We start from the raw sequence: 11,491 nt of genomic DNA on the forward strand, positions 1-11,491 counted from the left end.
CGATGCCCGTGCCGACGTGTTCGATTACATCGAGCGCTTCTACAATGCCGTTCGCAGGCACTCGACCATCGGCTACATCAGCCCGGTCGAGTTCGAAAAGAAGGTGGGATTAGCTTAACTGAGCGTCCACGAAACCGGCAGCAGGCCAGGAGGGCTGCCTTCGCGCCTGACCTGCACCTGCCAACTGCTTCCCCTTCTGCGGATCGTAGCCACACGCGTATCCCTGTGCCAGCTGTGACAAAAGCTGTGACAGACAGGAATTCTGACGGTTTCTCAGAGAGGCTTCCGAAGCTGAAACCCGAGTATTTTCAGGAATTCAGTAATGGCGCGCCCGACACGATTCGAACGTGTGACCTTTGCCTTCGGAGCAATTTAGCCTGTCTATCCTAAATGCACGATAGGGCACGCTACAATGCGATATCTATCTGAAACGCCTAGACAATTCGGATTTTCATGCCGAACTGTCTATCCAGAATTTCGCTCTGATATCCATCCGGTTGCTTCCGTGGTGCTTCCGCGGAAACAGCCCCTCATCAGCGAGGGGAACCCCTCATGGCAAAGCTGACCAAACGAATCGTGGACGCTGCCGATGTTCGCGAGAAGGACTATTTCGTCTGGGACGACGAGCTGCCCGGCTTCGGTCTCCGCGTGTTCGCGTCCGGCAAGCGCAGCTATCTCATTCAATATCGCGCCGCCGGACGCACGCGACGCTATACCATCGGTCTGCATGGCGTATGGACGCCGGAGACAGCCCGGCAGGAGGCGAAGGTCCAGCTGGGGCGCGTCGCGCGCGGCGACAACCCTTCCGAAGAACGCCAGCTCGATCACAAGGCCATCACTGTCAAGGAGCTTTGCGCTCTCTACACCGCTGACCTGAACGCCGGCCTCATCTTGGGCAAAGGCGGGCGGCCGAAAAAGCCGACCACCATCGTCACCGACACTGGTCGCATCGAGCGGCACATCATTCCACTGATCGGTGCGCGCCGGGTCAAGGATCTCACCAAGGCCGACATCAACAAGGTCTTGAAGGACATCATGGCCGGCAAGACACGCGTCGCCGTCAAGACGAAGAAGTTGCGCGGCAAGGCCATCGTGCGCGGCGGCGCGGGCACGGCGACTCGAACGGTCGGTCTGCTTGGCGGCATCCTCACCTATGCCGTGGACGCCGGCATCATCGAGAGCAATCCAGCGCACGGCATCAAGAAGCCCAAGGACAATGTCCGGAATCGCCGGCTGACAGAGGCGGAGTACCGCACCCTAGGCGAGATGCTCGTGAAGGCCGCAGAAAACGAAAAGTATGCAATGACGGTCGAGATTATTCGGCAGATCGCGCTCACCGGCTGCCGCCGCTCGGAAATGATTTCGCTAATGTGGATCGAGGCCGATACCGATGCGAGTTGCATGCGCCTGGTGGACAGCAAGGAAGGCGAGTCCATTCGCCCCATCGGGCTTCCCGTCGTCGATTTCCTGGAGGAGCGCCGCAAGACCGCCACGGGCACCTATGTCTTCCCCGGCCAGGGCGAGGACAATGCCTTCGGCAGCTTCCCAAACCATTGGGAACAGATATTCAAAGACAGCCCGCTCGCCGACGTCACGCCGCACGTCCTGCGTCACAGCTTTGCCAGCATCGCCAACGACCTCGGCTTCACCGAGGTGACGATCGCGGCGCTGGTCGGCCACTCCAAGGGCTCGGTGACGAGCAAATATATTCACACGCTCGACACCGCCCTAATCATGGCCGCCGATACGATCTCCGGCTACATCCAAGGGCTGCTCGAGGGGATCGAATTCAAGCAGACGGCCTACGCACTGGATCGTGACTCTCGCCGAGCTGCGCTCGACCTCTTCCTGACCAAAGCGGTGGGAGAGCCGGCGAACGAAGCCGAAGAGCCGCGGCTTGCCGCCTAATCTACTGATGGTGTTAAGGAGCCAAAGTCCGTCGGGGCTTAGCGTATCGGTGAGCACTTCATTGCCGGACGCGATGCAGTCGAAAAAGCTTTTCGAAGAAATCGGCGATCTTCGGTTCAGCGCCATCGCCGACTAGTTCATTCGCTCCAAACCGGTAGACCTCATATCCGGCAAGGCGCAACTCACGGTCAGCCGACACCATGTCTGCATAGACCTTCAGTGACGGATGGTCGTTCTCCGAGAAGTGGTGCTTTCCATCGACCTCCAGCACGATGCGTTGTCGCCCAGGGAGAAGCAGCAGAAAATCCATGCGCTGACGTGGAAGAGGCAGGCGATGACGTAGGGTTTTCACGACGGCTGGGTCATAGTGAAGATAGACCTGCGGCAGGAGGGCCGGCAGAGCCTCGCCCAAGACGGATCGATAGGTCTTGAAGTATGTGGCGAAGAGCTTGCGTTCGGCGTCCGAGGCCAAGGATTCTTGGAGGCGCGCTCCGAGATTTGCTGCATTGGTTCCTGGTGTGAAATCGCTCCACCAAGCGACAAGTTCGGACCAGAGAAGGCCGTTCGAGCCGATCGGCCGGTCGTAGACCAGGCAGCTCTCTTCGCCTGATAGAATCACGATGTCGTTGTTGATCGCGTCGGCGAAGCCGATCTCCGGCTTCGGTCCTCGCGAGGCAAAGATCAAGTTCTTGGGGCGACCACCGACTCCGCGCACCAGAGGGCGGAAGCCGAAGATCGGGTGACCAGAAAGTTCGCCTTCCTGCGCCAGCTCGTAGCCGTCGCGTGCAAGGATGTTGTTCAGGGCGGCGACCATCTGCGCCTGCTCGTCTCCCGACCTGGAAAGGGGGTGAACGGCTTCTTCGAGCAATGCACCAAACCTGGCTCTGGAGCAGTCGAATGCGCCGATTTCACCAAACAGATATTCCACCGACCAGTCGCCGGGATTGCGATCCATATGCTGAGCGATCTGATCGCGTAGGCTGCGACCGCTGCTTCCGAGGAAGCCTTCAAGCGGCGTGGAGAGAGGGAAATAGCGTCCGACCATCTCCACCGTGCTGCGCTCGCCGGCGAGGTCATCTCCGAAGGCACGCGCGACATCTCGTCGTGTGATGTGGGTCAGAGGCGGGTCGTTTGCCTCGATGACCTTACGGCTCGCTTCGTCGAGGGCGATGTCGCCACGATGAGCGGCGAACTTAAGCGCAAAACGCGCCAGTTCCTCTCGTGTAAGGTTCGCTAGCGTCAGGTCGATGCGCTGCCGCTTTGAGAGACCCTCCGCGTTAGGCACGACCAATCCCGCGATCCGCTGCGGCTCCTCACTCAGCTGGGAGTGGGTCATCGCCTGCAGAAATCCGGCGAGAAGCCCATGAAGGTCATCTGCCACGGCCTGTTTCCTTCTCCGCCGACATGACGGCAGCGAGCAAGTCGTGGCAGGTCACGCACGCTCCCTTCGCGATGGGCGCGCGTTTCTGGTCGCCAATCCAAGCGTGGAGCAAGGCTATGGTCTCCCTTTACGCATCGGCTGTCGGCCAGCGCAGCTTTCCGCGGCCGACACGCAAGGCTTCCACTAGCCTCGTGTCGCCCGGCAAACGGCCTGAAAAGAGGCTGGGCTTGGGATCGACAGCCGGCTTCTTGAACGCGGCGACTCGCTGATAGTCGGGCGTGGCCAGCCAAGTCCGCCCATCGCCCTCGTCAGTGACGATCCGATAAAGGCCAGCACGTGGGGCGGCCGCGCTATCGAGCAGGCGCTTGTAATGTTCGACAGACCACTTCTGGATGCCGCCGCTGAGGGCTTCGGTTCGGAACCGCGCCCATAGCGCGGCCGTGTCGGGCGTCGGCCAGTCGCCGGCGTCCGTGTAGGCTGTGATCTCGTCGGATTCGAGCCAGGCCCGCATCTCGGCGGGTGTGACGAAGACTGGCTCGGCATCCTCGATCGCCGCCATGGCCGCGCGCCGTGACGGAAGGCCCGCGCGGATTAGCATCGACATCATGAATTGCGGGACGCCGGTTTCGACCGCCGCTGCGGCGCCGCCCGCCACCTTCTCCGGCGACCAGCCGAGGGACATGCGGCGGGTACGGATAGCTTCCAACGCCCAGACCAAGCGATAGGTGAAAGCCTCTTCGACCGCCCGCATGTTCTGCGGTCCGATCTTGGCGACATCATCGCCAGACACCCAACTCCGCAGGATGGCCTTCCAATTCGCCGGCAGCGCATTGGCCTTGTCGGGAATGAAGGGCCGCATGAACAGTAGACGCTCACCGAGACCGCCGAGCGCATCGACAAGCACGTCGATGTCGCCGCTCAAAGCCGCTTCGTCTGCCCGGTCGATGAGTTCGGCCAGCTCGTCGGCCATGGCGTCGATGGTGAGGCCAGCTTCAAGCCCGACGCCCATGGCGAAATGTCCGCGTCGTGCCTGCGCCGTGGTGGTCTTCCAGATGAGATCGGCGCGCGCCTCGAACACCTTCCTGTGCAACGGGGCGACGTCCTCGTCCTCGCGGGCGATCTGGCGCGCCCAGAGCGATCCCTTGAGCGCCTCGTCCAAGAGCTTCGGCAGGTCGGCGCGATCGGAATCGAGTGCTTCGATCAGACCGAACACGGTCGCATCGAGTCGTTCGACGATTTGCGAAAGCGGCTCCTCGTCAACGGTCTCCTCTTCGTCATCACCGCCGCCTTCATCGTCGTCGCCATCAGCGTCGTACTCCGCACCGGCCGCCAGGCGCTCGGCGACCGCGGCTTCCTCCTCGGGCGATCGCCAGGCTTCGCGGGCATTGGCGAGATATTCCCAAGCGTCGTCGCGATCCAGGACACCTTCACGGGACAGGCGCTCAAGGATCTCGGCGACAATCTGGATGAGGCCGCTCTTCAGCGTGCGGGCCTTGGCGGAGGCGACCAGCTTTCGCCACTCCTTCTTTCGCCAGTCAATCTTGTCGAACATGACGTGGACGATGAGGCCTTCGACGTCCACGAAGGCGCGCCCGGCGCGGCCGGCGACGTTCGCGAACTCCTCGCCTTTGATCTTCTCGGACGCCCGATACAGCGCTGGCACCAACAGGACCGCGGCGTTGAGGTTGAGGCCCTGCGATAGCGTCGGCGACGCGACGATGACTTTCAGGATACCCTCGGACAACAGGGCTTCCAGCTCGCGCAGAAACGGGCTCGGCAGCCGGCCGTGGTGGATGGCAACGCCCGCCTTCAGGCAGGCAACGGCGGGATGGTCTTCGCCCAGCCATTCCTTTCCAACCTCCAGAGCGCGGGCGATCGACGCCTCATCCTCCAGCAGCGAGTCCAGATAGCCGCGCTTGCAAAGGTCCACGACTTGTTTGCCGTAGCTCTCGACCCAATTCGCCTGGGTGGAAAAGATCAGGGTCCGCTTGCCCTGGCCGGCGAATTCCCATGCCGCGAACATGGCGAGGTGCGAGTTCTTGCGCGGATAGGGCTTCTTCTCTTTCCCACGCGCCGGTTTCTGCACGACGAATTTGTCGAGGAACGGGCCATCGTCGTCGAGGTCGAGCCGAAGCAGCGCGTCCTTGCCCCGCCAGGTGAGTACGCCGAACCGCTGCCGCGTGGGGCGCCAGTCGGAACGCACTGGCTCGCCCGGCTCGTCGGAGCGTATCCATGCGGTGAGATCGTCGAGTTCGTCGCCGCTAGGCAGAATCGCGGAGAGGCAGACAATCCGGCGTTCGCCCGCGTCCGCGCGCCGAAGCAGGCGTTGCACCAGCGTCTCGTACCGGATTTCGCGCTCTGTCGGGCCGATCATGTGGCCTTCGTCGAGGACGATCAGGCCGACATCATCGATCAGTGACGGGTCGCTTCTTAGCGCGAAGTCGAGCTTCTCGGGCGTCGCGATGATGATTTCGCGGGAGCGCAAGGCGTCTTCATCGCCGGCCGAAAGGCCGCTGGCGCCGTAAAGCGAGGAGACGCTGAAGCCGAGGGGCGCGAAGGTCTTTCTGAAAGATCGCTCGGTCTGCGCCGACAAGGCGCGCAGCGGCGTGACGATCAACACCCGGCGCGCCGATGACAGGGTCATCAGTGCGGCGATCTCAGCCACCCGCGTCTTGCCGGCGCTGGTTGGCAAAGCGACGACCAGATCGTCAGTGACATCTGTTGAACGCTGGGCCGCTTCGCGCTGCGATGGCCATAGCTCCACCTCGGAAGTCTTGCGCGCGTAGAGCGACGAGATGAACAGTCGGCGTAGGTCCGGGTATTTTTCCTCCGTCCCCTCTGGCGGCTCGGTCGGCAGATTCTGGTGCAGCGAATGCTGCCAAAGATCGTCGATCAGATGGCGGCAGAGGTTCGATATCCACCACAGCGGAACATTTTCCGCGTTGTCTGCCAGGCTGACCGCGGTGGCGAGTAACGCCCGTGCGCTCTCGATCGGCTCGGGCTCGCCCGTCTCGAGCGCGAAGTCAAAATGCGCCAAGGCACGGCAGATCGTCGTGTTGAGGATGGTCGAAAGCGCCTCGTCAACATCCGGTTCTTCGCCCCGTAGCGCCTCGGCGATCTGCTCATCGCCGTGAGCCTCGTCGTCCAACCACTGGCGAACGAAGCCACGCAATTGGCCGAGATCGCGCAGGATCAGGTGTCGGATCGCCGTCTCGCCCGGCGAGGCATTGAGATCGTCCGCAGTCTCGTTGAAGAGCGAATACGCGACGGCTGAGAAACCGGCGAGGTGATAGGCTGCGGCGGCGATGGTGCGACGGAAACCACGGTCCGGCGACTCCGGGTCGCCGTTGCGCACCAAGGCTTCGAAGGCGTTGGCAGCACGCTCGAACGCTTTGCTGGTCAGATCCGAAGCGCCAGCCTGAGCACGCAAGGCCATCGCGCCGCGAAGCAGGGCGAAGCCGTGTTCGGCGAGATCGGTTTCGATTGTCGCACCGAGGGGCGGCGCATTCGCCGGCAGCACGCCCGCCTCACGCATCAGCGACCACGCTGCACCGCGATAAAGGAGGCGCCCGAGGATGCCGTCGACGGTCGCGGCCGCCAGGAACGCGGTCAGTTCGTCAATCGTCTCCAAGGTCTTCCGCCTCCTGGTACATGGCCGCGATGAAGTCCTGGTGATCTTCCACGTGGATGTTCACGACGTAATGGTCTCGATTGGTTCCCGTGGCGTCGAGGTCCTCTTTCAGCGAAGCGTGCGGGCCATTGCCCGACACGGTGAAGAGCATGTGGTCGATGCGATCGGCGCGGAGGGACTTCACGCCCACCTCGTCACGGAGGCTACGGCCCAGCGCGTTGTCGTCCGGATCGTTGCTCTCCAGCAGCCGGTTGGCAACGAACAGCAGGGAGTCGGGCGTGCAGCGGCCTTTATCGCGGTTGAGCACCTTGCGAGCGCTCGTGACTGTGGCCTTGCCGAGTACCTTGTTGCTCTTGGCTTCGCCTTTCAGAAGCCAGAGCTTCTCGCCGGCCCCATCGTATCCGGCGCCGATGAAGTCGTCGCCGCGCATGGCCATGTTGCGGCCGTCCTTATAGCGGAGGCGGCGCACGGGGACGCGCAGGCCAATCTCTTCCTCGACCAGTTCCGTCGCAAGAATCTCGCCGAGATCGCCGGAGCGGCCTTTGGCGGTTTGCGGCATCGCCTCACTGAGAATCGTAGCCGCGACCTTGTATCCGAGCCGCTCGACGTCTTCGGCGATGCGTTCGAGCCGATCGTAGTGCGAGCGGATAGTCTCGGCGAGGTCTTCGCGAATCTCGTCGCGGCCGCCATCCTTCTCGACATAAGTCCAGTAGCGTTTGCGCTTGTCTTTTTCTTTGGTGGCGTCGCACCACCTCTCATACAATCCCACGCCGTCCCCCCGCTACCATCATTGCGCTGCACAGTTCGATCAGTTGGTGATCTCTGCGCATGCGCTCAATTCCACAGACACGACAGTGGCGCCGCCGCCAGCCGGTCGCCGAACGGCACGACGTCTGCGCTGTCATAAAGGACCACACCGAAGGCAAAGCGATCCCCGCACGCCTCGGCCAGTGCCCGAAGGCCGGCGAAGTCGCCGGCCTTTACCGTGGCGCTCGCCTTCACCTCGATCCCGACGATCATGCCGTCATCGCGCTCAAGCACGATATCCACCTCGCGCATGTCCCGGTCCCGGAAATGATGCGGCGTCAGTCGCAGATCCGAGGCGCTCATCAGCTTCAGCACTTCCGAGAAGACGAAGCTTTCCAAGAGCGCGCCGAATGTGCTGCGATCGGCCTTCACCCTGTCGAAGGTGAGCCCGCGCACGGTCGCCAACAAGCCGGAGTCGAGAAAGTGCAGCTTGGGCGTCTTGACGATGCGCTTCAGCGCGTTGGTGAACCACGGTTGCACTGTCGTGATCAGGAACACCTGTTCGAGCAGTCCGACATAACGCTGCCCCGTCTTGTGGGTGACGTTGATGCCGGCGGCGAACTGCGAATAATTGACCAACTGTCCCGAGTGCTCGGCCAGTAGCCGCACGAATTTCGGAAGCTCGGTCAGTTTCTCCACGTCGGCGATGTCGCGCAGATCGCGCGTCAGGATCGACGTGAGATAGGAGCGTAACCAGTCCTGTCGCCGTCGCTCATTGTCGCGACTGATCGCCTCCGGAAACCCTCCGACCAGGACGAGTTGGACCAGATCGTCACCGACGATCGCGTCCCGCTGGCTTTGGGGCTTTCCCTCGAAAAGGTGCTCGAGGAAAGTCGGCGTCCGGCCTTCGATCTCGGCCCTGGCCAGCGGCAGCATCTGGATGGTCTCCATCCGTCCGGCCAGGCTGTCGGCGATCCGCGGCAGGGTCAGCACGTTTGCCGATCCCGTCAGCAGGAATCGTCCAGGCCGATAGTCCTCGTCGATCGTCTTCTTGATCGCCAGCAGCAGGTCGGGCGCGCGCTGGATCTCGTCGATGATGGCCTGGTCCGTTCCCCTGATGAAGCCGGCCGGATCGGATTGGGCCGCCGCGAGAACCGTCTGATCGTCCAGCGTGATATAGGTTCGGCCGGCGTCGCCCATCTTGCGGACGAGCGTGGTCTTGCCCGCCCGGCGCGGCCCCACGATGAGGACCACCGGGGTATCCGAAAGGGCTTCTTCCGCCCGTCGCTCTACAAACCGTCCGAACATACCAGCTCCGAATCCAGCTAATCGGGATTATTGGGCCCGGCTGTTTGGGAGTCAATGATCCGCTAATTGGGAGTGATTGGACCGCAATCTGGGAGGCTTGAAGGGGAAGGCCTTCCCCTGCGGCCGAGCCCAAGGTCTCGGCCGATCCCTTCAGCGGGGAGACCCCGCAACGCCCCCTGTAGAGTGAGAGTGCGGACGGGTTTTCCGTGACGGGTTGAGGACCGGAAGAGAGTCTTCCGGCGCCCGTCGCGGAGAACCGCGATGTCCAGATATGACCGCACCCCTCGCACCGGCGCTGACCGGGCGAACCTCTATGACGAAATCACCGACAAGATCATTGCCGAGCTGGAAGCCGGCCGCGTGCCGTGGGTCCAGCCCTGGGGCACCTCGGCGGCGAAGGCTCCGCTCGGCTTGCCGCGAAACGCCACGACCTCGCGCAGCTATAGCGGCATCAACGTCCTGATCCTCTGGGGCGCCGTCATCGAACATGGTTTCCCCGGCCAGGGCTGGCTCACCTTTCGCCAAGCGCTGTCGCTCGGCGGCCATGTCCGCAAGGGCGAACGCGGCACCACCGTCGTCTATGCCGACCGCTTCACGCCGGAGGACGAGAAGCGCCGCGCCTTCAACGCCGGCGAGGAAGCGCAGGCGATTCCGTTCCTGAAACGCTTCACGGTCTTCAACACGGCGCAATGCGACGACCTGCCCGAAGACATCGAGGCGGCGGTGCCTCCTCCGCCGCCCGGCATGATCGAGCCCCAGGTCGAGGCGCTCATCAAGGCGACTAGCATCGACTTCCGCATCGGCGGCAACAGGGCGTTCTACGTGCCGTCGCTCGACTATGTGCAGGTGCCGCCGCCGGCCGCCTATTTCGAGCCAATCAACTGGCATCGGACGGCGCTCCATGAACTCGGTCACGCCAGCGGCGCAGCGCACCGGCTGAACCGAAACCTCTCCGGCTCCTTCGGCTCGAAGCTCTATTCGGTCGAGGAAATCACGGCCGAGCTGATCTCGGCCTTTTGCTGCGCCTCGCTCGGAATCGTCCCGACCGTGCGCCATGCTGATTATATCGGCTCCTGGCTGGAGGTGCTGCGCGAGGACAATCGCGCCATCGTCCGCGCCGCCTCGCAGGCCAGCAAGGCGGCGGACTGGCTCCTGTCCTTCCTGCCGGACGCCGACAGCCCTCCCGATACCGACGACATGTGGAGGGCCGCGTGATGCGCTTCGGCCGTTGGCATCGCCCCGAATCCTATCGCGATACGTCACGCAAGCGCGCGGCGTTCCACCGCAAGCAGCGGCTCGAACGCGAGGCCCTGCCGCTCTTTGCCGACGACATCGCCGCCACGCAGCATGGCGCCGACGAGGAAATGGCTCGCCGCACCATCTGGTGGGACGAGTACGAACGCGACCGTCGCGATCAGCGCGCTGCCTGGTGGCGGAAAGGCCGTGCCCGGCTCTTTACGCTGCCCGACGCCCTGCGCGCCCGCGTCCGCGAGATCTGGCGGACCTGCCCATATCCTGCCGATCCGGCGAGCTTCGCCGATTTCCTGCATCAGATCGCCGTCGGCAAGCTCGATCCCGACCGGCCGCCATGGGTCTTCCATCAGGAGCGTTCGGCTCGCATCACCCGCGACCCTTCGAGCTTCCACGACGCCTTCCGCCAGATCGGCAAGCGCAAGGTCGCGGGCGGTCCGAACAGGGCCGAAAGCGACGAGCGGCTGTTCTGCGGCAATCTCGGATCGGGCATTCTGTTTCTCAACGAGCGAGTGCATCCCATTGATCGGAATGCGGGATTCCACGCCGCGTCCGACCATCGCCTGCGCGATTCCCATCTTCGCCACGCCGATCATCGCGTTGAGATCGAGGTGCGCGGCCAATGTTCGGATGCCGATGTGGCGTTGATCGAGCAGCTCGCGCAGGCCGCCGAGACGCGGCCCGTCACCGTCCAGCGGATCATCCCCGTCACTATCGCCGGAGGTGCCCGGCCATGAGCACGCCCGGATCAGGTCACAACGGCGGGCCGCCGCTAGATCCGCCCGTTCGCCACGAACGCGGCCAGTGCAAGAACTGCATCCACTGGCACGCTCCGTCCGACAACGAGCAGCGCGCCTACGAGATGTTCCGGCTCGACCTTTCGCGCAAGCGCGTCAAGCGGCCGTCCGGCACATGCGACCGTGTGCTTCTGGATGGCCGGTCCTCCACCGTCTTCTCGGCGACGACGGCCGAGTTCGGTTGCCGGAATTTCGAGGCGAAACCCCGACCGGCGCGCCCTGTCGGCGGCGGCCTCGTCACGATCTGGCGGAACGGCCGCATCGCCTGGCAGGGGCCGGAGGAGAAAACGCCTTCGCGTTATCTTCAGGAAACGCTCGATCTCGAAGACGGCGAGACGCCGGAAACCGGGGGAGGATGAGGCGCAGCCGTGCGCTCTGCCGGTTGGCGCCCCGCCAGCCGCACCGCCGATAGAGGGAGAGAGGGGACGGGATTTCATGACGGGTTAGGACCGAGAGAGAGGCTCTCGG

At 63.4% G+C, this 11,491-nt stretch carries 9 protein-coding genes; 5 read left to right on the top strand and 4 right to left on the bottom strand.

Going from position 1 to position 11,491, the window contains the following annotated elements:
• Both J0I99_RS18065 and J0I99_RS18070 read left to right on the top strand, forming a co-directional pair.
• A partial coding sequence (locus tag J0I99_RS18065; RefSeq protein ID WP_291398952.1) for an IS3 family transposase occupies nucleotides 1-118 on the top strand: 118 nt, incomplete at its 5' end.
• 434 nt (nucleotides 119-552) lie between these two features.
• On the top strand, nucleotides 553-1,908 hold the full coding sequence (locus J0I99_RS18070) for a site-specific integrase (RefSeq protein WP_291398882.1): 1,356 nt from the start codon (nucleotides 553-555) through the stop codon (nucleotides 1,906-1,908).
• A gap of 58 nt (nucleotides 1,909-1,966) precedes the next feature.
• On the opposite strand, the gene J0I99_RS18075 is transcribed toward J0I99_RS18070, so the two are convergent.
• The 4 genes from J0I99_RS18075 to J0I99_RS18090 form a co-directional block, all read right to left on the bottom strand.
• Entirely contained in the window at nucleotides 1,967-3,289 is a 1,323-nt protein-coding gene (locus tag J0I99_RS18075) for a hypothetical protein (RefSeq protein WP_184006065.1), read from the bottom strand.
• A 127-nt stretch (nucleotides 3,290-3,416) separates the two neighbouring features.
• The gene (locus tag J0I99_RS18080) at nucleotides 3,417-6,920 is read right to left on the bottom strand and encodes a DEAD/DEAH box helicase (RefSeq protein ID WP_291398883.1); all 3,504 of its coding nucleotides are present in this window, start codon (nucleotides 6,918-6,920) and stop codon (nucleotides 3,417-3,419) included.
• Nucleotides 6,907-7,689, bottom strand: a complete 783-nt coding sequence (locus J0I99_RS18085) for a DUF1837 domain-containing protein (RefSeq protein ID WP_184006061.1) — start codon at nucleotides 7,687-7,689, stop codon at nucleotides 6,907-6,909. Before J0I99_RS18085 ends, J0I99_RS18080 begins: the two co-directional genes overlap by 14 nt.
• A 65-nt stretch (nucleotides 7,690-7,754) precedes the next feature.
• Nucleotides 7,755-8,975 (bottom strand): ATP-binding protein, encoded by a 1,221-nt coding sequence (locus tag J0I99_RS18090; protein WP_291398884.1) that lies wholly within the window; start codon nucleotides 8,973-8,975, stop codon nucleotides 7,755-7,757.
• A gap of 261 nt (nucleotides 8,976-9,236) precedes the next feature.
• On the opposite strand from J0I99_RS18090, the gene J0I99_RS18095 reads away from it, so the two are divergent.
• Genes J0I99_RS18095 through J0I99_RS18105 form a run of 3 tightly spaced genes read left to right on the top strand, consistent with a single transcriptional unit; the run spans nucleotide 9,237 to nucleotide 11,382 of the window.
• Entirely contained in the window at nucleotides 9,237-10,190 is a 954-nt protein-coding gene (locus tag J0I99_RS18095; protein WP_291398885.1) for a zincin-like metallopeptidase domain-containing protein, read from the top strand.
• Entirely contained in the window at nucleotides 10,190-10,963 is a 774-nt protein-coding gene (locus J0I99_RS18100; RefSeq protein WP_291398953.1) for a hypothetical protein, read from the top strand. The genes J0I99_RS18095 and J0I99_RS18100 overlap by 1 nt, the downstream gene beginning before the upstream one ends.
• The gene (locus J0I99_RS18105; RefSeq protein ID WP_291398886.1) at nucleotides 10,960-11,382 is read left to right on the top strand and encodes a hypothetical protein; all 423 of its coding nucleotides are present in this window, start codon (nucleotides 10,960-10,962) and stop codon (nucleotides 11,380-11,382) included. Before J0I99_RS18100 ends, J0I99_RS18105 begins: the two co-directional genes overlap by 4 nt.
• Nucleotides 11,383-11,491 lie beyond the last annotated feature (109 nt).

It is taken from the genome of Devosia sp. (assembly GCF_017307495.1).
Taxonomy (GTDB): domain Bacteria; phylum Pseudomonadota; class Alphaproteobacteria; order Rhizobiales; family Devosiaceae; genus Devosia_A.

What these genes read in the sequence shown, in the direction of transcription:
- J0I99_RS18095 (WP_291398885.1), top strand. Translation starts at nt 9,237, where the DNA reads ATGTCCAGATATGACCGCACCCCTCGCACCGGCGCTGACCGGGCGAAC.
- J0I99_RS18070 (WP_291398882.1), top strand. Translation starts at nt 553, where the DNA reads ATGGCAAAGCTGACCAAACGAATCGTGGACGCTGCCGATGTTCGCGAG.
- J0I99_RS18090 (WP_291398884.1), bottom strand. Translation starts at nt 8,975, where the DNA reads ATGTTCGGACGGTTTGTAGAGCGACGGGCGGAAGAAGCCCTTTCGGAT.
- J0I99_RS18105 (WP_291398886.1), top strand. Translation starts at nt 10,960, where the DNA reads ATGAGCACGCCCGGATCAGGTCACAACGGCGGGCCGCCGCTAGATCCG.
- J0I99_RS18100 (WP_291398953.1), top strand. Translation starts at nt 10,190, where the DNA reads ATGCGCTTCGGCCGTTGGCATCGCCCCGAATCCTATCGCGATACGTCA.